This is a genomic window from Maridesulfovibrio pacificus (SeqCode) (assembly GCF_048612815.1).
In the GTDB taxonomy this organism is placed as follows: Bacteria; Desulfobacterota; Desulfovibrionia; order Desulfovibrionales; family Desulfovibrionaceae; genus Maridesulfovibrio; species Maridesulfovibrio pacificus.
This window is the reverse complement of record NZ_JBLZNE010000001.1, coordinates 435,874-462,819: the sequence shown is the minus strand read 5'-3', so window position 1 is coordinate 462,819 and position 26,946 is coordinate 435,874. Positions and strand designations below refer to the sequence as shown.

General features: G+C 47.1%; 30 protein-coding genes, 1 tRNA gene and 1 riboswitch. Of the genes, 23 read left to right on the top strand and 8 right to left on the bottom strand.

Annotated features, from left to right (window positions below):
* The first annotated feature begins 306 nt into the window (after positions 1-306).
* The 3 genes from ACNI23_RS02360 (at position 307) to ACNI23_RS02350 (ending at position 3,018) form a co-directional block, all read left to right on the top strand.
* The gene (locus ACNI23_RS02360) at positions 307-1,113 is read left to right on the top strand and encodes a YkgJ family cysteine cluster protein (protein WP_420246484.1); all 807 of its coding nucleotides are present in this window, start codon (positions 307-309) and stop codon (positions 1,111-1,113) included.
* Positions 1,114-1,278: 165 nt separating this feature from the next.
* Positions 1,279-1,527, top strand: a complete 249-nt coding sequence (locus ACNI23_RS02355) for a tyrosine-type recombinase/integrase (RefSeq protein ID WP_420246482.1) — start codon at positions 1,279-1,281, stop codon at positions 1,525-1,527.
* Between the two features lie 309 nt (positions 1,528-1,836).
* Positions 1,837-3,018 carry a sensor histidine kinase gene (locus ACNI23_RS02350; protein ID WP_420246479.1) on the top strand — a complete coding sequence of 394 codons (1,182 nt, stop codon included), beginning with the start codon at positions 1,837-1,839 and terminating at the stop codon, positions 3,016-3,018.
* A 35-nt stretch (positions 3,019-3,053) separates the two neighbouring features.
* Here the strand turns inward: ACNI23_RS02350 and ACNI23_RS02345 are convergent, their stop codons facing one another.
* The 3 genes from ACNI23_RS02345 to ACNI23_RS02335 form a co-directional block, all read right to left on the bottom strand.
* Positions 3,054-3,449 (bottom strand): DUF2391 family protein, encoded by a 396-nt coding sequence (locus ACNI23_RS02345; protein ID WP_420246477.1) that lies wholly within the window; start codon positions 3,447-3,449, stop codon positions 3,054-3,056.
* 213 nt (positions 3,450-3,662) lie between these two features.
* Positions 3,663-3,731 (bottom strand): Fic family protein, encoded by a 69-nt coding sequence (locus ACNI23_RS02340; protein WP_420250549.1) that lies wholly within the window; start codon positions 3,729-3,731, stop codon positions 3,663-3,665.
* Positions 3,732-4,075: 344 nt separating this feature from the next.
* Positions 4,076-4,151, bottom strand: a tRNA-Lys gene (locus tag ACNI23_RS02335).
* 80 nt (positions 4,152-4,231) lie between these two features.
* Here ACNI23_RS02335 and ACNI23_RS02330 point away from each other — a divergent pair.
* The 6 genes from ACNI23_RS02330 (at position 4,232) to ACNI23_RS02305 (ending at position 10,265) form a co-directional block, all read left to right on the top strand.
* A complete protein-coding gene (locus ACNI23_RS02330; protein WP_420246475.1) occupies positions 4,232-6,172 on the top strand; it encodes a protein-disulfide reductase DsbD family protein in 1,941 nt (646 codons plus the stop codon).
* Between the two features lie 9 nt (positions 6,173-6,181).
* Entirely contained in the window at positions 6,182-6,577 is a 396-nt protein-coding gene (locus ACNI23_RS02325; RefSeq protein ID WP_420246474.1) for a VOC family protein, read from the top strand.
* On the top strand, positions 6,514-7,092 hold the full coding sequence (locus tag ACNI23_RS02320; RefSeq protein WP_420246472.1) for a P-loop nucleotide/nucleoside kinase family protein: 579 nt from the start codon (positions 6,514-6,516) through the stop codon (positions 7,090-7,092). Before ACNI23_RS02325 ends, ACNI23_RS02320 begins: the two co-directional genes overlap by 64 nt.
* 94 nt (positions 7,093-7,186) lie before the next feature.
* Entirely contained in the window at positions 7,187-8,374 is a 1,188-nt protein-coding gene (locus ACNI23_RS02315; protein WP_420246471.1) for an iron-containing alcohol dehydrogenase, read from the top strand.
* A 191-nt stretch (positions 8,375-8,565) separates the two neighbouring features.
* Positions 8,566-9,444 carry an AMIN domain-containing protein gene (locus tag ACNI23_RS02310; RefSeq protein ID WP_420246469.1) on the top strand — a complete coding sequence of 293 codons (879 nt, stop codon included), beginning with the start codon at positions 8,566-8,568 and terminating at the stop codon, positions 9,442-9,444.
* Between the two features lie 161 nt (positions 9,445-9,605).
* On the top strand, positions 9,606-10,265 hold the full coding sequence (locus tag ACNI23_RS02305) for a nitroreductase family protein (RefSeq protein WP_420246468.1): 660 nt from the start codon (positions 9,606-9,608) through the stop codon (positions 10,263-10,265).
* A gap of 60 nt (positions 10,266-10,325) precedes the next feature.
* On the opposite strand, the gene ACNI23_RS02300 is transcribed toward ACNI23_RS02305, so the two are convergent.
* Positions 10,326-11,555, bottom strand: coding sequence for a M24 family metallopeptidase (locus tag ACNI23_RS02300; protein WP_420246466.1), 1,230 nt, complete (start codon positions 11,553-11,555; stop codon positions 10,326-10,328).
* A gap of 120 nt (positions 11,556-11,675) precedes the next feature.
* Between ACNI23_RS02300 and ACNI23_RS02295 the strand changes: the two genes are divergently transcribed.
* The 6 genes from ACNI23_RS02295 (at position 11,676) to ACNI23_RS02270 (ending at position 15,797) form a co-directional block, all read left to right on the top strand.
* Entirely contained in the window at positions 11,676-12,098 is a 423-nt protein-coding gene (locus ACNI23_RS02295; protein WP_420246464.1) for a CoA-binding protein, read from the top strand.
* Complete coding sequence (locus tag ACNI23_RS02290) at positions 12,098-12,535, top strand: YkgJ family cysteine cluster protein (RefSeq protein ID WP_420246463.1); 438 nt, start codon at positions 12,098-12,100, stop codon at positions 12,533-12,535. Before ACNI23_RS02295 ends, ACNI23_RS02290 begins: the two co-directional genes overlap by 1 nt.
* 8 nt (positions 12,536-12,543) lie before the next feature.
* Positions 12,544-13,353 (top strand): DnaJ domain-containing protein, encoded by an 810-nt coding sequence (locus ACNI23_RS02285; RefSeq protein ID WP_420246462.1) that lies wholly within the window; start codon positions 12,544-12,546, stop codon positions 13,351-13,353.
* Between the two features lie 237 nt (positions 13,354-13,590).
* Positions 13,591-14,229, top strand: coding sequence for an imidazole glycerol phosphate synthase subunit HisH (gene hisH, locus ACNI23_RS02280; protein WP_420246460.1), 639 nt, complete (start codon positions 13,591-13,593; stop codon positions 14,227-14,229).
* Positions 14,222-15,001 (top strand): imidazole glycerol phosphate synthase subunit HisF, encoded by a 780-nt coding sequence (gene hisF, locus ACNI23_RS02275; protein ID WP_420246459.1) that lies wholly within the window; start codon positions 14,222-14,224, stop codon positions 14,999-15,001. The genes hisH and hisF overlap by 8 nt, the downstream gene beginning before the upstream one ends.
* 250 nt (positions 15,002-15,251) lie before the next feature.
* Positions 15,252-15,797 carry a hypothetical protein gene (locus tag ACNI23_RS02270; RefSeq protein ID WP_420246457.1) on the top strand — a complete coding sequence of 182 codons (546 nt, stop codon included), beginning with the start codon at positions 15,252-15,254 and terminating at the stop codon, positions 15,795-15,797.
* A gap of 62 nt (positions 15,798-15,859) precedes the next feature.
* Here the strand turns inward: ACNI23_RS02270 and ACNI23_RS02265 are convergent, their stop codons facing one another.
* Positions 15,860-16,975, bottom strand: a complete 1,116-nt coding sequence (locus ACNI23_RS02265; RefSeq protein ID WP_420246455.1) for a glycosyltransferase family 4 protein — start codon at positions 16,973-16,975, stop codon at positions 15,860-15,862.
* 171 nt (positions 16,976-17,146) lie between these two features.
* Here ACNI23_RS02265 and ACNI23_RS02260 point away from each other — a divergent pair, with 171 nt between their 5' ends.
* Complete coding sequence (locus tag ACNI23_RS02260) at positions 17,147-17,746, top strand: phosphatase PAP2 family protein (protein WP_420246453.1); 600 nt, start codon at positions 17,147-17,149, stop codon at positions 17,744-17,746.
* A gap of 206 nt (positions 17,747-17,952) precedes the next feature.
* Here ACNI23_RS02260 and glyA read toward each other — a convergent pair whose 3' ends face one another.
* The 3 genes from glyA to ACNI23_RS02245 all read right to left on the bottom strand — a co-directional run bounded on the left by glyA (position 17,953) and on the right by ACNI23_RS02245 (position 21,216).
* A complete protein-coding gene (gene glyA, locus ACNI23_RS02255; RefSeq protein ID WP_420246452.1) occupies positions 17,953-19,209 on the bottom strand; it encodes a serine hydroxymethyltransferase in 1,257 nt (418 codons plus the stop codon).
* Between the two features lie 53 nt (positions 19,210-19,262).
* Positions 19,263-19,351: riboswitch (ZMP/ZTP riboswitch) on the bottom strand.
* Positions 19,352-19,418: 67 nt separating this feature from the next.
* A complete protein-coding gene (locus ACNI23_RS02250; RefSeq protein WP_420246451.1) occupies positions 19,419-19,862 on the bottom strand; it encodes an alanyl-tRNA editing protein in 444 nt (147 codons plus the stop codon).
* Positions 19,863-20,016: 154 nt separating this feature from the next.
* Positions 20,017-21,216, bottom strand: a complete 1,200-nt coding sequence (locus ACNI23_RS02245; RefSeq protein WP_420246450.1) for an aminopeptidase — start codon at positions 21,214-21,216, stop codon at positions 20,017-20,019.
* A gap of 349 nt (positions 21,217-21,565) precedes the next feature.
* Between ACNI23_RS02245 and ACNI23_RS02240 the strand changes: the two genes are divergently transcribed.
* The 7 genes from ACNI23_RS02240 to pgm all read left to right on the top strand — a co-directional run bounded on the left by ACNI23_RS02240 (position 21,566) and on the right by pgm (position 26,921).
* Entirely contained in the window at positions 21,566-21,754 is a 189-nt protein-coding gene (locus ACNI23_RS02240) for a ferredoxin (RefSeq protein ID WP_015851179.1), read from the top strand.
* A gap of 339 nt (positions 21,755-22,093) precedes the next feature.
* Complete coding sequence (locus ACNI23_RS02235) at positions 22,094-22,864, top strand: YkgJ family cysteine cluster protein (RefSeq protein ID WP_420246449.1); 771 nt, start codon at positions 22,094-22,096, stop codon at positions 22,862-22,864.
* 61 nt (positions 22,865-22,925) lie between these two features.
* Positions 22,926-23,228: a hypothetical protein gene (locus tag ACNI23_RS02230; protein ID WP_420250548.1), complete on the top strand. Its 303-nt coding sequence runs from the start codon at positions 22,926-22,928 to the stop codon at positions 23,226-23,228.
* Positions 23,229-23,296: 68 nt separating this feature from the next.
* Entirely contained in the window at positions 23,297-23,917 is a 621-nt protein-coding gene (locus tag ACNI23_RS02225; protein WP_420246447.1) for a tetratricopeptide repeat protein, read from the top strand.
* Between the two features lie 200 nt (positions 23,918-24,117).
* Positions 24,118-24,579 (top strand): DUF3795 domain-containing protein, encoded by a 462-nt coding sequence (locus tag ACNI23_RS02220; protein WP_420246446.1) that lies wholly within the window; start codon positions 24,118-24,120, stop codon positions 24,577-24,579.
* 19 nt (positions 24,580-24,598) lie between these two features.
* Positions 24,599-25,045, top strand: a complete 447-nt coding sequence (locus tag ACNI23_RS02215; protein ID WP_420246445.1) for a hypothetical protein — start codon at positions 24,599-24,601, stop codon at positions 25,043-25,045.
* A 226-nt stretch (positions 25,046-25,271) separates the two neighbouring features.
* Positions 25,272-26,921, top strand: coding sequence for a phosphoglucomutase (alpha-D-glucose-1,6-bisphosphate-dependent) (pgm, locus tag ACNI23_RS02210; RefSeq protein ID WP_420246444.1), 1,650 nt, complete (start codon positions 25,272-25,274; stop codon positions 26,919-26,921).
* Positions 26,922-26,946 lie beyond the last annotated feature (25 nt).

Here is a 26,946-nt window from a genome sequence, read left to right as displayed (position 1 = left end):
GATGAATTCCAGTATTTATAAAGGCATGATCGGCAAGAACTCTAGATTCTCTTTTTCACATAAAAAGAACTTTGAAGACCTGTTTAAACAATCAACCACACACCATATCTTTATCAAAACAGGCATCCTAAATAATAACATATAAAATATGCCTATTTAACAGTCAGTTAACAAAAGCACATTACAATAATTACATTATTCATTTTCACTTTTGTCTGGCATGATTAATGTAGAATTAACTATTCCAATACAGACTATAATTTAGGCAGTGTATTCATGATCAAATCCCTGCCAAAGGAACAACTAATGGCTTCCAGACAAAAAACTCGGCAGAAGAAATCAAGAAAAAGAAAAGTAATACCCAATGCTGCCAAACAAAATCAGCACGTATCAAACACACTATCTCAACATGAAGCTGCTGCTTTAAAAACAGCTGAAGAAAGACGAAAAGAATTTGTTCAAAGGCTTTCCTTAAAAACAGCCCACAGCGGAATCCAGCCGCTCAACGAGTTTATGCAGGAATCATATTCCCTTTTCGACTCAATGCTGGATGATATGACCTTAGAACCGCCTCTGGCATGCAAAGAGGGTTGTATTTATTGCTGCATAAACCAGGTGTCTTTGACTGAGCCGGAAGCGCTGTATCTGGGCTTTCATCTTCTTGAAACCCGCAGCCCAAGTGAGCTCCAAACCCTTAAAGACAGAACACTAACCCTGTTCACAGAATTGAAAGGGAAAAGTCGTCAGGAAATCGGGATGGAAAGGCATCTTCATCCCTGTCTGTTCATGGAAGGAGAGACTTGTTCTATTTATGCAGCCCGACCTTTTGTCTGCCGGGGCTGGAACTCAGTTAATGCGGAGATGTGCAAACACAGCAATCAATCCGGGGACGCCCTAGCGCCAATAGAGAACCATCCTCTGCCCAGAATTGCTGCAGACAGCATTCAAATAGGAATTCTGAACGGGGCAAAAGAAACAGGCCGCGAAACAGGCTATCTGCTTTTACCTAGAGCCGTATATTTATTATTGGAAGGCGGGGCTGAGAATATTGCTCAGTTGACCGATAAATGGCTGAAAGGCGAAGCTTTTTTTGCAAGAGGCATAACTATCTAAATCCCGGCAACAACCTGATTTAATGAATTTCATCAATCTATATACAATCCGAAGCCCAGCACAACGGAACGAACTCTTCCAGCCTACCAACAGACTAAATAGATAACGAAAAAACCGGTCCGAACATCATGCTCGGACCGGTTTTCATTCACATAAAGTAAAAGTGTGCTAGACAATTCTTCTAACACACTCTTATGCTCATGGTCTTATACGGGGATGCGCAAAGATGAAATATACAGGCTGCAATGGCAAGATATTGATTTCGAGTGCGGCTTAATTTTTAACCGTGATCCCAAGGACGGTATTGATCAGCGTATCCCCATAAACATTCCGACCAGAAATATTCTTAAAGATCAGCAGAACAGAACCGAAAAATCCGTCAGGACTAAGCATCTTTTTTTGCATGCCGGTTGACCTAAGATTTCAGAAGCCATAAGATTAAAGAGAGAATCATAAAAAGCACACAACTTTACCGACAGTGATACTTTTAAGGAGATCATTCAATGGATAAAGCATGCGAAAATTGTCGTTACTACCTTCCAAGCCAAATGGACTACAAAGAAGACGGAATATGCAGGTTCTCGCCTCCAACAGTTTCACCAACCTCAGATAAGGCCATGGGAATTTGGCCAAGAGTAAAAAAAAACGATTGGTGCGGCAAACACTCTCCCAAAAAGAACCAACCTCCTCATCTAAAAAAGATGGATATATCCTGAGACGTTTATGCTAAAACTTCTAACAAAAATCAGACATAAGATATACTTAGCTGTCATTATATTGATAATTATTTTTTTCGTATTGTTTATCATCCAAAATACTGAACAGATTCAGATCGCGTTCTTATTTTGGACTATTCCAATATCTCGTGCATTAGTACTTCTGGGAACCTTACTCATTGGTATTCTTATTGGAACAATTGCGACTATAGTGAAAGGTATATGGGCCCCAAAAGCAACGTCAACAAGTGATGTGGAAAAATCCAAACTCCAAAATAAGATTTTGGAGCAGGATGATGTGATCACAGACATGCAGTCTGAACATCTCAAATTCAAACTAAGTCTTGAAGAATTTGATACAAAATCTCAAAATGCCATAGATCGGATTGATGGTTATAAGAAAAAACAACGTATCACAGATGCCGAATTAACAATAAGTATTGCTGATCTGGATGATGCAAACCAATCTATCTCTGTACTAAAAACTGAAATAGACCGTTTACATGAAGAAATCGAAGCGAGAGAATTAATAGAGAAAATGATCCAGCACGATCTCAGAAGTGCTTTGATAGCTTCAGCATCATTACCAGAATCGGTTCTTTCTGATCCCAACTTAACTGACAAACAAAAGATCATTGTACGACTAATCCGGGACAGTGGGGAAAAAATGCTTGAGATACTTGACTCAAGCTTAACACTTTATCGGATAGAAGAAGGCACTTATGAAAAAAAATTTACGACTGTAAACCTATTCAAAATAATCACAAATGTTGTCGAACGTATCGCTGGTTCCCATTCAAATTACGAACATAAAATTTCAATCACCTGCATGGACGCTGACGGCACTGAAAGCGATACTTTCCCCGTAACTGGAGATAAATTTCTTCTCTACAGCATCTTCATGAACCTACTTACAAATGCATTAGAAGCTTCTCCTCAAGGAGAGCCAATTTCAGTTATTCTTAGCAAAAACAAGTATTGTTCCATCGCTATTAGTAACTACGGATCAGTTCCTGAAAGCATAAGAGAAACTTTTTTCAACAAAATGGTTACATCAGGCAAAAAATTTGGAACTGGATTGGGAACATATTTAGCGATGATGATGGTCAAAGTTCAAAATGGCAAGATTGAACTAAACTGTTCTAGCCCTGAAATAACAACAATATATGTCCATCTACCAAAGGCCTAAGGAAAGAGAAGCACACCCTATCAGGGTAGGCTCATTTATTCCTTATCAAAACTATCTACAACAATAGCGCCCATAGAAGCTGGCATAGTTATGACGATCAAACGTTTGATTGCGACTTCAGGAGCTGTAATTAACGGAAACTTATCCAAGGCAAAAAGAAGGAGAGCAACCACTAAGCTTGCAATAGTATAAGCAACAAGGAGACGGAAAAAAAAAGCTCCAATCCTATGCTTCACGTCCCCTCTAAACACGCTTTCATAGGTGAAAAAAGCTAAAAATAAAACCGACAAAGAAAAAATCAAAAGCAAGTTCAACAGCGGCAAAGACGGTCCTATGTTCCAAGCTTCTTCGGAAAAAGAGATAGGAACCGCCAATGCAAACGCCCCTACAAAAGTCTGGCTCAAATCTTCAAAATTAAAATGTGCTTTCATCTCAATTACTCCGTCGGCGCGATGGATAATTCGTTATTTCAAGGTCTTCAATAACAATTTTTTCTACACGAAAACCAGATACGCTATACCCGTGTTCTCGGCAAAGTTCGACAATAGGCACACTATTATCAACCTGCTTCAAAATACTAGAAAAAGGACTGGCTAGCGATATGCTACCAGCTACTCCTTCTCAGTCAACCGATACTTCTGATTTCAACTATTGGGCTTGCCGGGAATGGTCATTTCCACAAGCCCTTCTTCCAATGCGGGCTTAAGGTAAATCTCCCTGAATCACTTGCGGCCTTTGCGGCCTTTGAAACTCACAGCAGTTTGCAGCTCATCGCGGCTCATTTCTCCAGAAATGACTTCTATCAAGGCTTTAACTTGAGGGGTGATTGGGGGTTAACTTGGAGGGGACAGCTTGGGGAGTGGCAAAAGAAACGTCATGGCACACCTAAAAAATGGACACCACAACAACAATCAGCCATAATTTCGGGTATGCGAAAGAATAGTGTCACCCTTTATCGCTCAGCGTCACATGAAAAGGTTGTACAGGAATTGTACAACCCGAAAAAACAAAAAGTAAAAGGGTGCTAGACTATTCGTCTAACACCCTGTATTTACTGTGGTAGGCCACCAAGGACTTGAACCTTGAACCAACGGATTAAGAGTCCGCTGCTCTACCAATTGAGCCAGTGACCCGTGTCGTGAGAATGGGTTTAGAGAGATTCACTGTAGATGTCAATCAGTTTTTTATTTTTTTATTTAAAAAAGGCAACTAAATGCGTTTTAAGCTAATTTGTTTAATTTTATTAAGTTTCATTTCAACCTTTGCGCTTATCTGTCCGCAAACGGTTCTCAGTGCCCAAAATCAGAATCCCAATCTGGATACCAAATGGAAGCTTTACAGCCTGAGTAAAGATGACCAGAAACTTACCGGGCTGAAAACCAATATTTTAGTAGGCTTGATGCTTGAGCCCAAAAACGGCTGGTACACATATTCCAACAATCCGGGCAAGCTGGGACAACCGACTACCCTTAAAGTCACCCTGACCCCGGACAACACCATCCTTCCAGCCATTTACCTTCCGGGTAAGCTCAAGGATGACCCTTTTAACAAAGGCAAAAAGGTCTCCACATACTCAGAGCCTACCCCTATTCTGGTGCCGGTACCCCCTGCTTTGAAATCCTTTACGCTCAAAGCCAAACTATCCCTGCTTATGTGTTCGGAGACTGCCTGCCAGCCTTTCAGGACCGATCTCAGTTTCTTCGGCATGTCGGTCTCACCGGACAAACTGCCGCAGGCCAGCCTGCAACCGTGGTGGCCGGAATTCATTGAGATGCGCAAGGGTGCCAAGACCATCAAGATTTCCCTAAAAAATATCGCTGCCAAAGTTGAAGGGAAGAATGCGGAAAAAACTGCTAAATCCCAACCGCAAAAGACTGCTCCTCCTGTTCAGGATGTAGAAGGAGAAGCCACTGAAGGCGCATTTTCATTCGACTCCCTCAGCCCTCGTTCCTTTACTCCGGGCCTTGAAGTAACAGACCTGACCACCGCGATCATCTTCGGACTGCTGGCCGGATTCCTGCTCAACTTCATGCCCTGCGTTCTTCCGGTGATCAGTCTGAAACTCTCGACCCTGCTCGCCGGGGCTGAACACGAAAGTGCGGAAAAACAAAAACGCGGTTTCAGGGAACACAATATTTTCTTTGCCCTCGGCATCCTGCTCTACTTTGGGGTCCTCAGCGGCATCCTCGGTGTAACCGGTATGGCTTGGGGACAGATTTTCCAGAAGCCCCCGGTAGTTATCGTGCTGACCGGAGTTGTGTTCGCACTCAGCTTGAGTTTGTTCGGGTTGTTCAACCTGCCCATTGTAGACCTCAAGCTTGGATCTAAAAACAGCGGTCCACGCAGGCAGGCGCTATTTACCGGGATACTTGCCACCCTGCTGGCAACCCCATGCAGCGGCCCCTTTCTCGGCGGAGTGCTCGGTTGGGCCATGGTGCAGCAGCATTATGTAATCAGCTCGGTTTTCCTGAGCGTTGGCGTGGGCATGGCCTTGCCTTATATTTTAATGTCCATTTTCCCGGCAATGGCAACCAAATTCCCGAAACCCGGAGCATGGACCATCTGGATCGAACGTGCCGCAGGATTTTTCCTTGCCGGAACATGTATCTACCTGTTCAGCATTCTACCTGAGGACATGTATATCCCAACGATGATCTTCCTTTGGTTTACTGCCGTTGGCGCATGGATGTGGGGACTTTCCGCCGGAACAGACAAGAAATCAGTCATGTACCTGCTGCGTATCAGCGCGCTGGCTGTCTGCATCAGTGCCGGATTCTGGGCCGCAACTCCGCAGGAACGCACCGCGCACTGGGTCGGCTTTGAACAGCAGGATTTCACAGCGCGCTTGGGACGCGAAGCCATGCTGGTGGAATTCACAGCTGACTGGTGCCCGTCCTGCAAGGTTCTGGAACAGACAGTACTGACCCCGGCCAACCTCAACCGCTGGCAGGAAAAGTACAATCTGACCTTTATCAGGGTCGACCTCACCGCGCCGGATAAAGTAGCTGATCAATTCCTGCGAGCTCTGGACAGCCGTTCCATCCCGCTGGCAGCTATCTTCAAACCCGGAGAGGATTCAGCATCCCCCACAGTTATCCGTGACCTCTACACCACCGGACAGATGGATGAGGCACTAAGCCAGACACTCAAGTAAGGAAATATTATGCACAACAATTCATCATCACATGGTTTTTTCAGCTGGAATGAACTGCTGACAAGCGATCTGGAGGCAGCCGAAAAGTTCTACGGCGACCTTCTGGGCTGGACCTTTAAGGAATCGAAAACCATATACGGCGACACCTACCTGACCGCCTTCAAAGATGGACGCATGGCAGCAGGCATGATGATCAAACCTGCGGATACACCTGACCACATCAAAGGCTGCTGGGACCCGTATATCACAGTCGATGATGTGGAAGCTGCGGCGGCGCAAGTCGAAGAAACTGGCGGCAAGGTTATGCTCCCCCCCACAAAAATTGAAGGTGTCGGACGGTTTTGCGTTATTCAAGACCCGCAGGGTATTTACCTGAACCTGATTACTTACGACCAAAAAGATTAATGGATTCAGCGAAATTATACATATTCTCCGGCTTACCGGGATCAGGTAAAAGCACCCTGGCTCAAGGTTTAAGCTCCGAATTAAACTGTGCCTATCTCAGGATAGATACAATTGAGCAGGCAATACGCGACCTTTGCAATTTCAAAGTAGAAGGCGAGGGGTATCGCCTTGCTTATCGGGTTGCTTCCGATAACCTTAAATGCGGCATCAGCGTCGTTTCCGATTCCTGCAACCCAATAGAATTAACCCGCGCAGAATGGCAGGAAGTTGCTATAAATGCTGGCGTTAGATTTATAAATATTGAAGTTGTTCGTTCTGACAAAGCCGAGCATAAGAGACGAGTTGAAAAGAGAACTTCAACAGTAGCAGGCTTGAAACTCCCTACTTGGGAACAGGTGGAGCAACGAGAATATCACGCTTGGGAGTCGGACAGGATTGTGGTGGACACAGCTGGTAAAACCGAAAAAACAAGCCTTCAAGAGCTAATCTCATCAATCAAAGATTGGAACAAATAGATTTAAGCACTCTCCACCCTTTACGACAGCACCACAGTCAGTTATCAGGTGGCTCAACGCAACTAAAAAAACACTATATAAATAAAGGAAGCACATGCTCAATTTTCAGATATTTATCCCCACCCGCATTGTTTTCGGTCCCGGAAAACTTGCAGAAATTGGCACCCTGCCCCTGCCCAAAGGCAAAAAAGCAATGATCGTAATCGGTGAATCCGGTGCAATGATCGAGAACGGTTACCTCGATAAAGTTCAGGCCCTCCTCGCCAAGCAGGATGTTTCCACCGTGGTTTTCGATAATATATCTCCCAACCCGAACTCCGATCAGGTTGACGAGGCTGCAAAGATAGCCCGTGAAAAAGGAATCGACTTTATCGTTGCACTTGGCGGCGGCTCCACCATCGATGCATCCAAAGCCATCGCCCTTTTGACCACCAACGTGGGCAAATGCTGGGATTACATGCAGTCCGGTTCCGGCGGCGGCGTTACCCCTGAAAATCCGGCAGCACCGCTCATCGCCATTCCCACCACAGCGGGCACAGGAACCGAAGCGGACCAGTGGGCAGTGATCAATAAATCCGGCGGCATTGAAAAAATCAGCCTCGGCAACGATTCCACCTTCCCGACCATCTCCATCGTTGACCCGGAACTCATGGTCAGCGTGCCCCCGCGCACAACTGCCTACACCGGCATCGACACATTTTTCCATGCAGTGGAAACCTTCCTTTCCACAGCACACCAGCCCATGAGCGACATGCTTGCCCTCGAAGCGGTTCACCTGAGCAGCCATTACCTGCCCATGGCAATTGCCGAAGGCGAAAACATCGAAGCCCGCACTGTCATGGCATGGTCCAGTACTGCCGCAGGTATGTGCGAGACCCTTTCCCGCTGCATTTCCCAGCATGCTCTTGAACATGCCCTGAGCGCAAAATATCCCGAACTGCCGCACGGCCTCGGCCTTGCAAAACTTTCCGTGCCCTACTTCAAACGCCTGATCCCGGAAAGCCCGGAGCGTTTCGAAGATCTCGCCATGGCTATGGGTTACGACACCCAGCAGTTTGACGAAAACATGCGCGCTACCGTCTTTCTTGAAGGGCTTCGCTCCCTACTCGAACGGACCGGATTCAACGAAGAATCACTCAAAGATTACGGTGCAAAAGAAGAAGATGTTGCCGAGCTGGTAGACATTGCCGAGCAGACTATGAGCAAACTCTTCGAGTTCACCCCCGCAAAAATGGAACGCGAAGATCTCGAATGCATCATGTCCGAAGCTATTGCAGGTTAATGATAGTTAACTTCGCGCTGCTAAGTTTGATTATTCAAGGGGGAACTCACTCTGTGGGTTCCCCTTAATTTCTAAAAAACTGCTAATTGACATTGTCATGTGCTCTTTTATAAGTATAACCACAGGCAATTAAAGAATTTTGGCATATTTCAAAGTGTTGGTAGCTGGGGATCGGAGGAAATTACCGCACAATGACTAAAAAGCAGAAAAAAATAATTCAGTGCCCGTTTTGTGATAGCAACCGCTTGTACTTCAGGCGGGGGCTGGTTTCTGACGTGCTAATTTCACTGCTCGTACCGATCAGGTCATACACCTGCGGTTCATGCAGCCGCAGCTTTCGCCGCTATGGCAATTACTTCACCAGCAAGCAGGCCCTGATTCATATTTTCGGTGCGTTGGCAATCCTCGCCTTTATCAATCCGCAATTGCTGCTCCCTGAAAGCTGGCTGCTCCAAGAGGAACAGAAAGTAACAGAGCAAACGGAACAGGCTGAGATTGAAATTATTGAATCCGAGCCGGAAAACGAACTTCCTCTGCTGTCCATGGCTATTGCCAATGCAACCAACAGCAGTTTCACCGTTGAGAATGGAACTATTCCCCCCTCCGTTGCTAATGGCACTGCCAACGCAACTTTCGTCAACGCAACGCAGGAAAACTCGACTTCAAAAACCATTCTGGCCTTCAACGGAACGGATGTAAGCAACGCAACGACTGTAGCTGAAAAGCCACAGAAACAGGAAGACGAAAAACACGGTCTACAAGAAGGTAAACTCAGGTCCATCTATTTCAAAGAAGTGGACAGCAAAACCAGAATCAGCCTTGATCTCGGTGGATCGCCCCTGTCCTACACATCCTTTTTCCTGAAAGATCCTAACCGTCTTGTGGTCGATATCCAAGGCAAGTGGGATTACTTCGGACCCACCGTGCTTAAGCCGGAAAACCCGATTTTTTCACGCTTCAGGATCGGTATCTACGATGACAAAATCCGCATGGTCATGGACCTGAAAGGCCAGACGCCGGCGCCAGTCATCAACAAAACCGGGAACGGACTTGATATTGATGTGAAGTAAAATTTCGATATAAAGGATGAAGACAAATCCCCCGCAGCCAGATAGTTGCGGGGGATTCTATTTTCTTAAGCTTACAAAAGAAATGGATTGAACGTGGCCGCCATGTCGGGTTAGACTTAGCGAAAAATTGATAACCTTAAATCCTTGAACGGAGATGAAATATGACCAACTCGATTATCGAAGAACTTAACTGCCGATATACCTGCAAAAAATACGATCCAGCCAGACGCATTCCAGCTGACAAAGTAGCTGTGATTAAAGATGCACTGCGCATGTCACCATCGTCCGTTAACTCTCAGCCGTGGAAATTTATCATCATTGAAAGTGATGCAGCTAAGCAGCGTTTCCATGACACTTTTGCCAATAAATTCGAATTCAACAGACCCCACGCGACTGAAGCATCACATATAATTCTATTCGCTTACAATCCATACTTCACAGCAGAACAATACAAAAAAGTCGTGAATGCCGAAGTTAAATCGGGCCATCTGCCAGCAGAAAAATATGATGAAATGATGGAAAAAGGAATGTTCTTTGCCGGCCTGAACACTGACGAAACAGGCTACAACGGCTGCTGGACCAAAGCCCAGACCTATCTTGCACTGGGTAATATCCTGCACACGGTTGCACGCCTAGGAATTGATTCCACTCCCATGGAGGGCGTTGATTCTGAACATATCAGTGAAATTTTCAAGAAAGAGCTTGATGGATACGTGTGCGAAACCGCACTGGCGCTGGGATATCATCTGGAAGGTGGTGATTTTAACCACGGGCAGCCTAAGGCACGTCTTCCACAAGAAGATGTGATAACTGTATTATAAGAAGAAGGTGCGCAGGCCGCAAAAACAACCTGCGCACCATTTAATTTTTCAGACCAGAACCTACTCAATGCAAATTATATCGTAATCATCGCCGGTAAGGCACTCTGGACCGTCAGCAGTGACTTCGAAGGTATTTTCCACCCCGACCATGCCGATTCCGGGGATGCCCTGCTTCGGCTCAAGAGCGAAGACCATACCTTCTTCGATGGGAAGATCAAAACCTTTGGCAATGGGCGGGAAGCCGTCCACAGTAAGACCTATACCGTGCCCGATAAAGGGAACTTTGCATTCGCCGATGCCCATGAAGCCTTCCGTGAAGCCCTCTTTCGCAACCTGTTCCATGACTTTGGCATATACTTCACTGACAGGAGTTCCGGGGTAAAGATGATCAGCAGCAAGGGCTTGCATATCCTGACAGAAATACTGGGCATCCAGAACTTCCTTAGGGATGGAGCTTTTAGGGCCGGACCAGTAAACCTGCGTCTTATCGGTGTGATACCCTTCCATAACAAATCCGCAGTCAACTGAAAGAGGCGCACCCTTTTCCCAGAATTTATCGCCGCTGCCCATAAACGGGGAAACCGGATGCACTCCGCGCAATCCAAGCGGGCCGTTAAAGGAACTGGGGTAAATACCGGAATCACCGGCAGAAATATGACCGAGGAAAATTTCTTCGTTAAAGGTCTGCATGCGCATGTGCCCCTCATGACCCAGCTCAAAAAAGATATTCCAAAGATATTTTGCTATCTCAAGCTCGCTCATGCCGACTTCCAATAGCTCCGGCAATACCTCAAACAGTGCGGTGTGGTGCAGATGCCCCACTTCGCGCATGATTTCCAGCTCCCACTCGGATTTAACTGCACGAGACAAAGCCAAGACCATATCTCCGGGAACAAATTTATACTCCGACATACGGGAAGTAAGCATTTCCCCAAGCTGCCATGTCAGTCCTGCGGTCTCGGCACCCATAACCTCGGTCAGCGGCTGCCCCAACTCTTTGGCAAGGGGAGCGAGGTCCTTGAAGGACCTGAAACTCACGATATTCTTGATGGAACTTTCAATATTTGCACGATCGCATGATTTGCGGACAAAAAGAACAGGCTCTCCTTCCAGCGGAAGCCATACTGCGCCGTTGACAAATGAGCCTGAGAGGTAATAAATCTGCAAGCGCGAAAAGCAGAGCATGCCCCCCGCCTGAGGAGCTACTTCGGGCAGGAAACGGCGGCACTTTGCCCAGCGGGCCTCAAGTTCACTACGCGGAACAACAACATTGGATTCCAGATCAGACATGGGTTATACTCCTTGGATGTATCGGATTCATATAAATAAGGATTCGCGGAAAAGAGAGCTTTGCAAGTAACCGGGCTTTACTGTAGCATGCTGAAATCAATTACCCGGAGAGATCAAAATATGCTTATAGTTGACGAAAAAAAGTTAGCGACACTTCTTGACGAGGTCAAGGTAATAGCCGTAATCGGCGCGGTGGATAAACCCGGACGCCCTGTTGATCGGGTCTGTCGCTATATGATCGATGCCGGATATGAAATCATCCCCGTACACCCCAAAAGAGAAAATGTCTGGGGACTTAAGACATACAAGTCCGTTAAAGACATCCCCGTTGCGGTTGATCTCGTTAACTTGTTCAGGGCTTCCGAGTTCTGTGCGGACCACGCCCGGGAAGTACTGGAGCTTGAAAGCCTGCCCAAATGTTTCTGGATGCAGCAGGATATTTTCAGTCCCGAAGCACGCGAGCTGTTTTCCGGTAAAGACATCACCGTAATAGAAGACCGTTGCATAATGGTTGACCATAAAAATTTAGCAGGCAATAAATAATGAGCAAGGCTTTTGAATGCCAGATGTGCGGCCACTGCTGCCAAGGCGAAGGCGGTATCATCATGACCGCCAAGGACCGCAATCGACTCGCCGATCACCTCGGCATCTCCGAACAGGAATTGATTGAAAAACACAGTGAAACCGTTAACGGCAAAATCCGCCTCCAGTCACGTGAGGACGGATTCTGTGTATTTTTCAATGAAGGTTGCGGTATCCACCCCGGACGTCCGGACATCTGCCGAGCATGGCCCTTCTTCCGTGGCAATCTCATTGACGAGATGAGCTGGGAGATGATTCAGGATTACTGTCCCGGCGTGAACAAGGAAGCCGGACATGCCAAGTTTGTTGAAGAAGGCAAGGAATACATCCGCGCCGAAGGACTGCGCCAGCATGATCCTGATGTTGCACCCAACGCACTGATTACTGACGAAGATTAATTGCTGCTATGAACACAAGACAGGCACAGAGCATTTTAAAAGTCGGACCTAACGCCAGCGAGGAGGACATCAAACGTTCTTTCCGCAAGCTGGCCTTCAGCATGCACCCGGACTTAAACCCCAGCCCTGATGCCGCTAAGAAATTCCGCGAACTGAATGAAGCATACGTCTTTCTTAAAAATGTAGCCGGAAACTCTGGAGCCGGAAAAGCTTCTGCGGATAAACGTTCGTACACCAGTCAAAAATCAAACTTCAATTCAAGTTCAGACCGCAAAACCGCCCGCGAAGGTGCCAGTGCCTACCGGGCGCAGCAATCCAAAGCCAAATCCGAATCCCGCAGCAACGGCACATCCAGTGCCCAGCAAAGCCGTTACTTTTTCCAAAAGGAAGAAGACGTGCTCAAGGATATTCTAAACGACCCTTTTGCGCGGCAGGTCTTTGAAGACATTTACAGCCAGATCAGCAAAGACAAACCATTCCGCAAGCCTTCCGAACCAATCAAGGAACGCAAGCTGAATGTAAACTGGGGTGATAAAAGCACCTCTGTAGATGTTTCCTCCGGTCTCGGATCAGGAATCAAGGGCTGGTTTAAAGGTCAGCTTGATGACGAACAGACTGTCTACTTCCCGGCATCTGCACTCCATCCCGGCCGGACCGTACGCATCACCCTGCAACAGGGCTTCCGCAAAAAAAGCAAAACCCTTGAAATCACCCTGCCCCGTGATTTCGTTATCGGACGGCCTATTCGCCTTAAAGGTCAGGGCCGCAAACTCGGACCATTCAAGGGCGATCTGTATCTGCGCATAATGGCAAAGTAATCTTTTACAGCCCTCTTCTTTTCTTTTTTCGAAAAAAACATATTCCAGCTACATTTTCACTTGTTTTCCTTCGCTTTTTTGACTAGCTCCTATATATAGAACAGAACCGTTATATACTGCCGCCTTAAGGCAGCCGTTCTTTCGGATACATTTCTGCATCCGGGAAATATACCCTCATTAAAGTTACAGACTTCTGCGGTTCAATAAGTATTTAACAAACAGAAGGGGGCCCCTCTCATGCTGGCTATTCTAGACTACAAGGCCGGAAACCAAACCAGTGTACAGCGCGCGCTGAACAAACTGGGCATTCCAAACCAGATCACTTCTGATAAGGAAGTCCTGTCCAAAGCCACAGGCATCATCTTTCCCGGTGTCGGAGCTGCAGGTCAGGCCATGGATGAACTAACATCCGGCGGACTTGATGAACTTCTTAAGGATCTCTTGCAGCAGAAAAAACCGCTGCTCGGCATCTGTGTAGGCTGTCAGATCCTGCTGGACTACAGTGAAGAAAACGACACTCAGGCTCTTTCCGTAATTCCCGGCGAATGCCGCCTTTTCAACCCCTCATGGGAAGATTACGAAGGTGTGCCCATTCGCGTACCCCACATGGGCTGGAACCAGATTGAGCTCAAACAGGACTGTATCCTTTTCAAGGACATTGATCCTGAAGCACATTTCTATTTCGTACACAGCTACTATCCGGCACCCGAAGAAAAATACATCATCGGTGAAACCATATATGGTCGTCCTTTCTGTTCCCTGCATGGCCGTGAAGGGCTCTGGGCTGTTCAGTTCCACCCGGAAAAAAGTGGACGCCCCGGCTTGAAGCTGCTTTCCAATTTCTACGAATACTGCAAGGAGGTTTCCGATGCTTAGTAAAAGAGTCATCCCCTGCCTTGATGTAAGGAACGGAGTCCTCACCAAGGGTATTAAATTTAAAGGCAATGTCGATATCGGCGATCCCGTGGAAACCGCCCGTCTCTACTACGAGCAGGGTGCGGATGAAATCGTATTCTACGACATCACCGCATCTTCCGAAGGTCGCGGAATTTTCCTCGACGTGGTTGAACGCGTTGCATCCGAAATATTCATCCCATTCTCAGTTGGCGGCGGCATTAACTCAGTGCAGGATATGCGCGATGTACTCCTCGCCGGAGCGGAAAAGGTTTCTGTTAACTCCGGTGCTGTTAAGAATCCGGATATCATCAGCGAAGGTGCCGCAGCTTTCGGTTCCCAGTGCATCGTGCTCGGCATGGATGTAAAACGAGTCGAGAAGTCCGAAAATATTCCTTCCGGTTTCGAGATCGTCATCAACGGCGGACGCAAATACATGGGCATTGATGCCCTCGAATGGGCCAAGACCGGAGAATCTCTCGGTGCAGGTGAAATCTGCCTCAACTCCATTGATGCCGACGGCGTTAAAACCGGCTACGACCTCGAGCTGACCCGCTTGGTGGCCGAGAGCGTTCAGATACCCGTTATCGCATCCGGCGGAGCAGGCAATCCGCAGCACATGGTAGAGGCCGTAACCGAAGGCCGCGCCACAGCAGCGCTCATCGCCTCCATTGTCCACTACGGTGATTACACCATTCCACAGCTCAAAGACCACATGGCCGCTCAGGGTGTGCGGGTTCGTAACAGCTGGTAGATTCTGATATTAATCATAGTTTTGAAAAGAGGCGTTGATGGCAGCATCAACGCCTCTTCCTTTTCTCTGTGCAAATGCGCGAGGACAATCAGATGACCTTGCTTTTTTATTACACTTCTAATAGAGACTTTATCGGTTTTTTATTTATACCGCGAAATCAGTCTTCTATGGCAAAAAAAAAGTACGATTCTACCCTTCTCCGCTAAGAGAAGGATATTCTTCCACCAACAATTTAATTCTGGAGAAACTAATGAGAAAAGCTATAGTATTTACTTTACTTCTCGCTTTGGTTGCGATTGCAACTCCTGCTTTCGCAGCTTCCCCTATCCTCAAACAAGCTGCTGCCGTTTGTGATGCTTCGCTTAATTCCGGTGATGCCGCTGTTGTAAAACTGGGCTTTGCTGAAAGCTCAGCAAAACCTAAAAATCCATTTGGCGAAAAAGTCTTTGAAAAAAAAACAGATGGCCAGACACTAATAGTAACAACCGGTGAAAAATTCAGAAAAGCATTTTGCGAATTATATATCCCTAATGGTAGTCAGGAAGACTATCAGGCTATTCGTGCTGAATTGATTAAACTGAATAAAACTGAAGGCACTAACTACGACAAGACTCTCGACGGAAAGCCCTATCGTGGTGAGATCTGGGGAGACAAGGAAACAATGGATAATGGCAACACTTCTGATCTGAAACTTGGGAACACCAAACTTGGCTCCCTTTTCATTCAGTTCAGTGCTGTGAAATTCCGTCAGACTCAGGACCGCACAGGGATCATTATTGAAATGATGGAAAGATAAAAGACGAAAAAGCCCTTGCAGAGCATTAAAGCCTGCAAGGGCGCATATAATTTCAGCTTCAGCTATCCAATCATCTCCGCCACAAGTTCCAGATACGGTTCAATTCCGCAAGGCACATCATCGGGCCACTCAAAAGCCTCTCCGCTCTTCTTCACAGCCACTTCCCTGATCATTCCGGCAAGCTTCGTATAATCTGACGGATCATCTATGATCTGCTCTTCGGGCAGAAAATAGCTGCTTCCATTATCGCGGGAACTGATCACCGGGATTCCACACGCCAGAGCCTCCAGCACTGAATTGGAACAGGCATCGTAAAATGAAGGAAGAACGAAAATATCAGAACGTCCGTAGAGTGCGGGCATATCTTCCACTTTACCTAAGAAACGGACCCTCTCGGCAACACCCAGCTCTTCAGCAAGCTTGATGTACTTGGAAGGATTGCGCCCTCCGGCAACCTGCAAATGATAATTAGCGGGAAATTCGGCAAGAGCTTTGATCAGGAAAGAAACACCCTTGAGAGCGAAGTTTGTTGTCGCGGTGGAAATCAAAACATCATTATCCGATAAGGAAAATTCAGCGCGGGCAAGGGTCCTTTCTTCCTGACTGAGCGGACTGAACAGTGAGAGGTCCGGCTTATTGTAGATGACATCAATTTTGCGTCCACTAAGTGATGGATGTGAATCCACCATCCAGTCACGCACACGGTGAGAAACACAAACCATACGGCAGTCAGAGGCAGCCTGCTTGCGCTCTATATATTTGATGATCATATTGACCAGTGCGGTACGGCGGCGAAACATCTTGGAAGAACGCGCAAAACCGGCAGGCCAAGCTCGCTTTGAAAGTGCCCAGAAAGATTCCAGCGGCCCGCCACCGATACGCAGAATATCCTGATTCAAGGACTTGCCAAGGCTGATAGTCAGGTCATAGTTACCTTTTTTGCGCGTCTTTTCAGCAGCCATCACAAACCAGAGCAGCTTCCCGGCACGGCAAAATCCGTAACGGCCTACTTTGATGATGTTCACGCCATTGGGAGGCTCATCTTCTGCACGGGCACAGATAAAATCAACGGAATATCCGGCATCGGTAAGAGCCGCGCTCAAATTGTATCCAAAGCGCTCCACTCCGCCGTAACGGCTGAAACGGGGCAGGATTAAGGCAATTCTTTTCATATTCATCTATAGGAAGTCCCTTGCGGGCTTTTATTTATATTGATACTCGCAAACCATATCCGGCAGCGATAAAGCCGGCTGAAATTAAAAATTACGAGTTAAGTTCATAACAACGGACGGGGATGTTATTCGGAAACAACCGTCTTGCCAAGGAAAACGCTCACACAGGAGAAATAAGTGCCGTTTTTTACTCAACCGCTGGATATGCAAATATTCATTCTTGCCAACCAGATATTCCGTACAAGCTGGATGGATGTAGCAATGCCGTTGCTTTCGTCTGCCGCCCTGCTCTGGTCTATTATTGCACTGGTGACAATTTTCGGGGTCTGGAAAAAGGGAGCTAAATTTCTTGTTATCATCCTGCTCATATCCGCCACCATGGGACTGGCAGACTTTTCCACCAACATCGTTAAAAAATCCATCGGCAGAGTTCGTCCGCTGAACTCCATCGCCCTGACCTATTTCAAAGAAGACGGAATCTGGCAGCGCAGGCCGCTCGATTATCAGCAGACAAAAGAACGCGGCAATTCCTACCCTTCCGCACATGCGGCAAACTCCATGGCCTTTGCGGTGATGCTCATGTTTTTCTTCCGCCAGCTACGCCCGTGGATGCTATTCCTGCCCATCGGGGTCGGCTACTCGCGCCTCTATCTAGGCAAACACTTCCCCACCGATGTAATGGCAGGCTGGGCCTTTGGGGCATGTGTGGCAATATCCGTCTGGCTGCTTTGGAGTCACTGGCTGAAGTATAAGTTGCCGGAGAAGTATAGGCCATAAAAACAAAAATCGACTTGAACCATAAGGCTCAAGTCGATTTTTTATTTGGAGGATGGGGTGATGAAAAATATCCGGGCTGGCTAAAAAAGTTGTTACCCACAAGACAATTTACAATAAAATTTTCAGCCAGCCCGGGAAGAAATATCTGTCCGGGATTCCCGGGGATGCATGGAATCCCGGACACATGGGAAGGAAGGAGTTTTCAACTAGATTCCCGGAACCGGAAACCTTGAACAGAAAGATTCAATTTCTGACCGGGTGGTGACGGCCAGATTCTTATCTTCAGGATTTTGGAGGATGGTGGTGATCCAGCCCGCCAGTTTGACCATATCGGCTTCCTTCATGCCACGGGAAGTAGCAGCGGGAGTACCGATCCTGATACCGCTGGGTTTCAGGGGCGGATTGGGATCATCGGGGATGATCTGCTTGTTGGTGGTGATGGCAACCTCGTCGAGCAGTTCTTCGGCAACTTTGCCGTTAATGCCGTAGCTCTTCTCAGTGTCGAGCACCATCATGTGATTGTCTGTTCCTCCGGTGACAAGGGATGCACCGGATTTGAGCAGTTCATCCGCGAGAGTTTTGGCGTTAACCAGCACCTGCTTGCCGTATTCCTTGAATTCCGGCTCAAGTGCTTTTTTAAGAGTAACCGCAATACCGGCAATGGTATTCATATGCGGCCCACCCTGCAGACCGGGGAAGACAGCCTTATCGATCTTGGGCGCAAATTCTTTCTTGCAAAGAATCATTCCGCCGCGGGGACCGCGCAGGGATTTGTGTGAGGTGGAAGTGACAACATCAAAGCCGAAGTCAAAGGGGTTGCGGATGACATCGGCTGCAATAAGTCCGCCGTAGTGCGAAGCATCGGTCATGGTAATGGCCCCTACTTCGTCGGCAATTTTCTTGAAAGCAGCGTAATCCAGATCGCGGGGGTAGGAAGTGTAACCGCAAAGGATCATTTTCGGCTTGTGCTCAAGGGCGGTTTTGCGAAGCTCGTCAAAATCTATACTACCGTCAACCGGATCGGTCTTGTAACGGATGAAATTGAAAAGCTTGCCCATGAAGGAAACCGGGGCACCGTGAGTGAGGTGTCCGCCATGAGAGAGATCCATGGCCAGAATGGTATCGCCGGGTTCAAGGAGACCGAGGTATACAGCCTGGTTCATGGGAGAACCGGAAAGAGGCTGCACATTGGCATGTTCGCAGCGAAAGACCTGCTTCGCTCTTTCGCGGGCAATGTCTTCGATGGTATCGGTAAATTCCTGACCGCCGTAGTAACGTCTGCCGGGATAACCTTCGGAGTATTTGTTCGTGAAAACACTGCCGAGGGTACAGAGTACTTCAGGGTAGGTGTAATTTTCAGAAGGGATCAGTTCAATACCAGCTCTCTGGCGGGATTCCTCGCCGGAAAGAGCATTGAAAATGTCAGGATCATTTGCTTGGAGAAGATTTCGATATTGCTGCATGGGCACTCCTTATGATTCACCTCGTGGAGAGGTAAGGATGCACGTCTTGAAAAAGACGAGGCCCAGGCGAGCGGCTGGTAAAATAAATTCCGTGTTTCCCTGTGGTTAATTCCACATTACATCGCCAGTTGCACGGAATGTATATTCAAAAAGCTGATCTATGACTAGCAACAGATTTCAGCTCTGTAAACATTTTTTTCAAATCTACCTTAAATTTCCGGTTCACCAAGCTTGTAGCGAATGCGCAGAACACCATCATCAAAGCTATGCGAAACCACCTTGAACTCACCTATTTCATTGGAATTTTCTACATGCTCACCAATACAGGGACAAGCATCAAAATCACCGATATTAACGACTCTAACTTCTGTCACCCCTTCAGGAAGACGAGTAAGATTGAAGCGTTCATCGGCCTCTTTAAGACTGATCATCTGTTCAGTCACTGCCAGATTGGAAGAAATAGCATCATTAACACCCTGCTCAATTTCGCCAGCTTCCGCATCTGTCAAACCGCGTTCAAAATTATAATCACACTTGGATTTCTTCTTGTTGATATGCGCGCTGAAACAGCGATCACAATCAAATTTACGCACCATCACCTGATTCAAAATATGCTCCGCAGAATGCATGCGGGGCTGGTAATGTTTTGCCATGTCTGGGTGCTCCTTCTTTGCTTTGATTATTACTTTTGTGCCAAGTTATTCCAATTGAACGGAGATAACAAGTTTCTGAAATTTTCAAAAAAAATCCCGGCTGAATTAATCCAGCCGGGAAACGTCATAGAAAAGTCAGTTCTGATAATATAAATTAAATCTGGAACTCACCAGACTTATAAATCACCACTTCACTGCCATCTTTCAACTTAGCGTAAACGGTTTTATCCTGAGTGTTCACCAGATCCCAGTGCAGGGCAGAAGTATTGTAACCCAGTTTTTCTTTCATCTGCTCATTAAGCTCAGCCTGATCTCCGGCGTAGGTATCGGCATAAGAAGAACCTACTGCAACGTGGCAGTTACCAAACTCTCCACCGTAGTTTTCATCATAGAGAGTGTTAGCCATAAACTTGTCAATGCGTGAAAAGCGACGGTCAGTAAGAGAGAACTCACCAAGGCGTGCTGCCCCTTCATCCATTGCCAGCTGCTTTTTGACGAACTCCTCGCCTTCCTTGGCACTTATCTCCGTGGCTACACCATCTTCGAAGACAAGACGTACGCCTTCAACATAGTTACCGGAGCGGTAGGAGGGCTGGTCAGCGTAGTAGACCCCGGAGGTTCCACGCCAGTCAGGAGAGATAAAAAGCTCAAAGCTGGGAATATTGTGACCGGAAACACCGATCCACTGGCGCAGTTCACCATGCTTAACGGTCAGGTCCATGTCATCGGTAACAACACGGTAAGATTCAATATCCAGACCGTTCAGCCAATTCTTGACTTCGGAAGCCTTATCGAAAACACCCTTCCAGCAGGCTGCGGGATCTTCTTCATCAAGATAACAGGCCTTTACGATCTGGTCGGTGAATTCTTTAATGGTAAGTCCGGCAGATTCAGCAAGAGCCCTTGTGGGGTAGGAGCAAAGAGTCCAACCCAGCTCGCCCTTTTGCTCCCGCTTTTCCATAATATCACGTAAAAATTTACGTGCCACCGCACATTTACCCATGCGGGAAGGCTCTACTCCGGCTAAATGGGTTAGTGAGGAAGGAGCAAGAAGCACGATCAAGCCGTGAAGACCTTCGGTAAATTCCTCTTCACCCGGAGCAATATACTTAAGCTGATCGTCATTACCGTCACCGTAAAAACTTTTCTCCATTGCCGGGGTGAGGGTCATTCTCGGCACAGGATTAAGGCCTTCAGCGATAAGGCGCTTAAAGACGACTTCTGCAAGAGGCAGGGCTTCCGCTTCATAGCGAACCATGATCAGATCACCCTTCTCGTAAGGTTTGGTACGGGCGGTAGTCAGGCCCCACCACAAGGCATCAACATATTTTTCCAGCTGTTCATCGGTCAGCATAAAAACTCCTAAAATTATAACATCCATTATTTCGAAATAAAGTCACCTATTAATTCAATGTCCAACTAAAGTCATCATCTATGAATAAAGTCGGCCCACTGAACTGAAAATCATAATCTCTGCTTGAAAATCTTAATCTTGATAATTAGTATGTTTCTTGTACTTTTTAGTACCTGCCTTCTTGACATGCGGAAGGCTTGTGGCTATCCACATTTCAATAGCCCTGAGTCGGGGGTCACAGCTGGACTTAATCCGGCTCAATCCTAGTTGTAAAAGACTGCGTAGCCTGTAGGCTTTTGTACGCAGGCTACCAGAGGCTAAAAAATCAATCTTTTTGGAGGGTAACTCTATGAGCTACGTAATTACCATTGATAATGACAAATGTAACGGCGACGGCGAATGTGTTGATGTATGTCCTACCGAAGTTTACGAACTTCAGGACGGCAAAGCAGTAGCTGTTAACGAAGACGAATGCCTCGGTTGTGAATCCTGTATCGAAGTTTGTGAACAGGACGCTATCACCATCGAAGAGCAGTAGAAAATTCTTCATTAAACGAAGTTTTAAAGGCGGGAATCAGGGTTAGCCCAGATTCCCGCCTGCTCTTTAATTAACGGTCAGCGAATTTAAAATCGTTCAGTGGACCAGCCTGCCGGAGCCGGATTTCTTTTTCTCCTCCCCCTCTTCTTTTCTTTTTTATGCGCCATCCCCGGCATGCTGACAGTGCCGATTGAACCGTCATGCGGGACCGGTTCTATAAAAATCAGTAATTATTTTCACGCAAACAATTGACTGCTGAACAATAAGACTTAGTTAATACGAGTTTACGCGGTTCATTCCGCCAAGGCTCTGAACATATTTTTTTACGGAGGTTTTGCTTTGGAGTTCAAAGAAATTTTTCAAAAATACGAAGCTCTTGTCGCTGAAGTAGACAAGACTTTCAATAAAATATCCGAACAGACTGAAGATGGCATCAAATGCGCCAAAGGTTGCAGCGACTGTTGTCACGCCCTCTTCGATCTGACTCTTGTGGAAGCGATCTACATCAACCGCAAGTTCAATGAAACTTATAGCGGCATGGAACGTTCCGTGATCATGCAGGATGCGGATAAAGCGGACCGACTGATCCACAAGATCAAAAGAAGGGCTTTCAAAGCCAGCCAGTCCGGAGCCTCCACAACAGAAATCCTCAAAGAAGTTTCCCTCGCACGGGTCAAATGCCCCTGCCTGAAGGAAGACAACCTTTGTGCCCTCTATGATTACAGGCCGCTGACCTGCCGCATCTACGGTGTTCCCATGAATATCGGCGGACAGGCTCACTCCTGCCAGAAATCAGGTTTTACTGCGGGTAAAGCCTACCCCACCATCAACATGGACACATTACAGTCCAAACTGATGCAGCTCAGCGAAGAACTGGCTGCTTCCATCAACTCTTCCCTGAAAGAGCTCCCGGAAGTACTGGTTCCCCTCTCCATGGCACTGGTAACCGACTATACCCCGGAATACCTCGGCGCCAACACCGGAGACAAGCCTGAGCCTAAAGCTCCTGCTGCTGAGTCTTCTGAAGCTTGTGGGACCTGCGACAAAGACAAGTCTGCATGTGCCAACTGTAACTACTCTGTAGAACTCGGCGCTATGCCCGGGAAATAGGACACAGGAGATAAAATTGGGCACCCTTACTCCGGAAGAAATTGAAGAACAAAAACGATACATGTACGACAAACTTTCACCACGCAGGCGCAGGTTTGTCGACAAGATCGGTTACGACGAATGGGACCCTTTTGCGAGACCTTTCGATCCCATTGACCTGCGTCAGGATGTCACCGGAAGAACTTCACAGCAACTCTGTGAAGACTTTATCAAAGACGTCCACGTAAGCCGCAACTCTGAATATGCGCAGGCCGCAGCCGAGTTCGGGGTAATGCTGGTCATGAACTTTGAAAAAGTTCGCCCCATTTATGACTTTTGCGTCTGGTACGAAGAGCTGCTGAGAAAAGAAGGTAAAAAAGCTTAGCCTTCGCCAATAGTCTTCAGCAGTAGACCAACAACGACAAAACTTTTGTAATATAAGAGGTTTATCCCATGCAGAAATTTGATAATATTGATGATTACATCGCGGACCTTAAAAAGAAGAAAGAAGCCAGCCCCACCTGTAGTAACACCCGCTACAACCTTGGTGTTGCCTACCTGTCCAAAAGAGACTTCATGGAAGCTGAACGTGAGTTCCTCGTAGCTATCGACGAATCCCCCAAAATGGCGGAAGCATATGTACAGCTTGGCGGTATCGCCATGCAGCGCGGCGACCTTGAAGGCTGCCTGCGCTACAACATCACTGCTACCCAGCAGCGTCCTTTCTTCGCTGTTCCCTGGGGCAACATCGGCTACGTTTACATGGAACAGGGCGAAACAGATAAAGCTATCAAAGCCCTGAAACGCGCTATCAAGTACGACCCCAACTTCGTACAGGCTCTCTCCACCCTCGGCGCAGCTTACTTTAACGAAGGCGAAGTGGATGACTGCATCGAAGTCTGCGAAAAAGCTCTCAAGCTGGCAGATAACTTCGGTCCCGCATGGAACAACCTCGCTCTCTGCTACACTGAAAAAGAAGACTACAAAAAAGCAATCGAATGCGTAGATAAAGCAATTGAAACCGGCTTTGATGTATCCGATGAATTCCTCAAGGAACTTGAGAAGCACCGCTAATACGCATACTGCTGATTTATACTGTTAAAAAAGTCCCCCGGTCCAAATTGGATCGGGGGACTTTTTTAACGAATATAATTTTCCGCTGAACATCTTTTTCAGACTGTAAGCCTCTCGTAATTTATACGATTCTGTTTTATATTGCTTTCAAATAGAAAACTATTTTCAATTCTGACCCCATTGTTACATGAGACTTCCAAATGACAAACATCTCAAATAGCAAACGTGAACTCATAGCTCCCTGTGGTTTAGACTGTTCTCGCTGTGTAGGCTGCACTGCCGGGACAGTTTCCGCACATGCCCAAAGAATAAAGGAAACTCTTGGCGATAATTTCCATACCTATGCAGAGAGACTTAGCGGTTTCAACCCCGCAATGAAAAATTATCTCCAGTTTCGTGAACTACTTGAATCATTAAGCTCACCGCACTGCGATGGATGTCGTTCTGAAAACAGAAAATGCCTCCCTCAGTGCAACGTTTCCGAATGTGCAAAGGAGAACAACTGCGAATTCTGTTTTGAATGCAGCAGCTTTCCAGATTGTGGTAAAACCGGACTGCCTGAAGCATTACTTCAAAGATGGCAGGACAATAACAACTTCATGAAGCAGCACGGAGTAGACAAATTCATTAAAACTCAGGATTTAAAACCACGATACCCATAACAACTGACCCGGACAGCATATGTACGACCCTACCATCCTGCTCAACTTTGGCGGAACAGTCTGCTTTCTGATTGCCATACTGCATATCGTGATAATTATTGTCGGCCCAAAGGCTTACCGCTACTTCGGTGCCGGAGAAGAACTGGCTTCACTTGCCGAGAAACATTCACCGATCCCCCCACTTCTGACTGCATTCATTGCAATAGTCCTTGCCGTTTTCGGTCTATACGCATTTTCAGGTGCAGGAGAATTTGCCAGAATGCCGATGCTCGGCCCTGTGTTGATTATAATCGGCACTATCTTCAGCATTCGGGGTCTTATCCTGCCTGTGCAGCTTTTCAAGCTGCTCAAAAATCCCCATAAAACAGAAACAAAAGAAATCTTCTTTTCCATCATATCCCTGCTGACCGGATTATGCCTGCTCTACGGCACAGTACTGAATTGGGATTTTATTTTTATCTCATAAAATATTTCCTAATTATTTCCATCTCCTCCCTTCCTGCTCCCATTATTACCAAAAGAGCCACCATATCTGCCGAGAATCATAGACAAAGGTATCTGCTACCTGTTAATTATCACTAAATGCTCCCTGCTCCTAAGCAGGTTACAATCAGCTTAAAAACATCTGTTAACTGTTGTTTTTTTATATTTCTTTGATATTCTTTATCGGCATTCAAAATACGGAGGATTAAATGGCTCTTAGCAAACTGGCAGGACAACTGGCTCCTGCAAACATTCTGGAAAACATACCGAGATTAGTTTCAGCGTATTATACAGTAAAACCTGATCCTTCCCTTGATTCTCATCTTGTTGCCTTCGGAACCTCCGGGCATAGAGGTTCTGCCCTCGACGGTTCCTTTAACGAAGCCCACATTTTCGCAATTGCTCAGGCCATCTGCGAATACCGAAAGACAAAAGGCTACACAGGTCCGCTCTTCATGGGCAAGGACCCGCATGCCCTTTCAGAACCGGCTCAAATTTCGGCCTTAGAAGTGTTTGCAGCAAATGGCGTTACCGTGCTGCTCAACGACAAGGGATTCACCCCCACTCCTGCCATCTCCCATGCAATTCTCTCCTATAACAAGGGCAGAAAAGACGGATTTGCTGACGGAGTTGTAATTACGCCATCCCACAACCCCCCGCGTGATGGCGGTTTTAAATACAACCCGCCCAGCGGCGGACCAGCAGGGACCGCTGCAACCAGCACCATCCAGAACAGGGCCAATGAAATCCTGAAAAATGGACTCAAGGATGTAAAACGGATTCCCTTCAGCCAAGCCATCAAAGCTGACACCACTAAAGAATTTGATTTCATTACACCCTATGTTGATGATCTGGAAAATATCGTTGACATGCAGGCCATTGCATCCGCAGGGCTCAACATCGGTGTAGATCCCCTCGGTGGCGCAGCCATTGATTTCTGGGAGCCTATTGCTGAGAGATACGGTCTGAACATCAATGTGGTAAACAAAAAGCTCGACCCGTCATACTCCTTTATGCATGTGGACAAGGACGGCAAGATCCGTATGGATTGTTCCTCTCCTTACGCCATGGCCGGTCTTATTGAGCTGAAATACCAGTATGATATTTCATTCGCCAATGACCCGGACGCTGACAGGCACGGCATCGTCACCAAGAGCCGGGGACTGATGAACCCGAACCATTATCTGGCCGTTGCCATTGAGTATCTTTACAAGCACAGGCCGCAATGGAGCGATAAACTCACAGTTGGTAAAACCCTTGTTTCCAGCTCCATGATCAACAGGGTGGCCGAATCCATCAACCGCCCGCTTATGGAAGTTCCGGTTGGCTTCAAATGGTTTGTTGAGCCGCTGCTGGACGGCACCTGCGGTTTTGGCGGCGAAGAAAGCGCCGGCGCGTCCTTCCTCCGCAAAGACGGAACCGTATGGACTACCGACAAAGACGGCATCATCATGAACCTGCTGGCGGCTGAAATTACCGCCATCACCGAGCAGGACCCCGGAGAGCACTACACCTCCCTTGAAAAGAGATTCGGGCACCCGGTGTATAAACGCATCGACACTCCGGCCACTGAGGAACAGAAAAAAGCGTTCAGCATTCTTACTCCGGATATGGTTAAAGCCAAAACACTTGCCGGAGAAACAATTGAAGAACGCCTCACCGCGGCCCCCGGTAACGGAGAAGCCATCGGGGGACTTAAGGTTGTGACAGAAAACGGCTGGTTTGCCGCCCGTCCCTCCGGCACTGAATCAATTTACAAAATCTATGCTGAATCATTCAAAGGACTGGCTCATCTCGTGGCCATTCAAGAAGAAGCTGCCAAGATAGTAAATGCTGCTTTCGAAGTTGCATTGAAATAACTCTGAGTTCAAATGACAATAAAAA

Bases quoted from the DNA above. Each gene is read 5' to 3' on its own strand.
- ACNI23_RS02360 (WP_420246484.1), top strand. From the start codon at position 307: ATGGCTTCCAGACAAAAAACTCGGCAGAAGAAATCAAGAAAAAGAAAA.
- ACNI23_RS02350 (WP_420246479.1), top strand. From the start codon at position 1,837: ATGCTAAAACTTCTAACAAAAATCAGACATAAGATATACTTAGCTGTC.
- ACNI23_RS02345 (WP_420246477.1), bottom strand. From the start codon at position 3,449: ATGAAAGCACATTTTAATTTTGAAGATTTGAGCCAGACTTTTGTAGGG.
- ACNI23_RS02330 (WP_420246475.1), top strand. From the start codon at position 4,232: ATGCGTTTTAAGCTAATTTGTTTAATTTTATTAAGTTTCATTTCAACC.
- ACNI23_RS02325 (WP_420246474.1), top strand. From the start codon at position 6,182: ATGCACAACAATTCATCATCACATGGTTTTTTCAGCTGGAATGAACTG.
- ACNI23_RS02315 (WP_420246471.1), top strand. From the start codon at position 7,187: ATGCTCAATTTTCAGATATTTATCCCCACCCGCATTGTTTTCGGTCCC.
- ACNI23_RS02310 (WP_420246469.1), top strand. From the start codon at position 8,566: ATGACTAAAAAGCAGAAAAAAATAATTCAGTGCCCGTTTTGTGATAGC.
- ACNI23_RS02305 (WP_420246468.1), top strand. From the start codon at position 9,606: ATGACCAACTCGATTATCGAAGAACTTAACTGCCGATATACCTGCAAA.
- ACNI23_RS02300 (WP_420246466.1), bottom strand. From the start codon at position 11,555: ATGTCTGATCTGGAATCCAATGTTGTTGTTCCGCGTAGTGAACTTGAG.
- ACNI23_RS02295 (WP_420246464.1), top strand. From the start codon at position 11,676: ATGCTTATAGTTGACGAAAAAAAGTTAGCGACACTTCTTGACGAGGTC.
- ACNI23_RS02290 (WP_420246463.1), top strand. From the start codon at position 12,098: ATGAGCAAGGCTTTTGAATGCCAGATGTGCGGCCACTGCTGCCAAGGC.
- ACNI23_RS02285 (WP_420246462.1), top strand. From the start codon at position 12,544: ATGAACACAAGACAGGCACAGAGCATTTTAAAAGTCGGACCTAACGCC.
- hisH (WP_420246460.1), top strand. From the start codon at position 13,591: ATGCTGGCTATTCTAGACTACAAGGCCGGAAACCAAACCAGTGTACAG.
- hisF (WP_420246459.1), top strand. From the start codon at position 14,222: ATGCTTAGTAAAAGAGTCATCCCCTGCCTTGATGTAAGGAACGGAGTC.
- ACNI23_RS02270 (WP_420246457.1), top strand. From the start codon at position 15,252: ATGAGAAAAGCTATAGTATTTACTTTACTTCTCGCTTTGGTTGCGATT.
- ACNI23_RS02265 (WP_420246455.1), bottom strand. From the start codon at position 16,975: ATGAATATGAAAAGAATTGCCTTAATCCTGCCCCGTTTCAGCCGTTAC.
- glyA (WP_420246452.1), bottom strand. From the start codon at position 19,209: ATGCAGCAATATCGAAATCTTCTCCAAGCAAATGATCCTGACATTTTC.
- ACNI23_RS02250 (WP_420246451.1), bottom strand. From the start codon at position 19,862: ATGGCAAAACATTACCAGCCCCGCATGCATTCTGCGGAGCATATTTTG.
- ACNI23_RS02245 (WP_420246450.1), bottom strand. From the start codon at position 21,216: ATGCTGACCGATGAACAGCTGGAAAAATATGTTGATGCCTTGTGGTGG.
- ACNI23_RS02240 (WP_015851179.1), top strand. From the start codon at position 21,566: ATGAGCTACGTAATTACCATTGATAATGACAAATGTAACGGCGACGGC.
- ACNI23_RS02230 (WP_420250548.1), top strand. From the start codon at position 22,926: ATGTACGACAAACTTTCACCACGCAGGCGCAGGTTTGTCGACAAGATC.
- ACNI23_RS02225 (WP_420246447.1), top strand. From the start codon at position 23,297: ATGCAGAAATTTGATAATATTGATGATTACATCGCGGACCTTAAAAAG.
- ACNI23_RS02220 (WP_420246446.1), top strand. From the start codon at position 24,118: ATGACAAACATCTCAAATAGCAAACGTGAACTCATAGCTCCCTGTGGT.
- ACNI23_RS02215 (WP_420246445.1), top strand. From the start codon at position 24,599: ATGTACGACCCTACCATCCTGCTCAACTTTGGCGGAACAGTCTGCTTT.
- pgm (WP_420246444.1), top strand. From the start codon at position 25,272: ATGGCTCTTAGCAAACTGGCAGGACAACTGGCTCCTGCAAACATTCTG.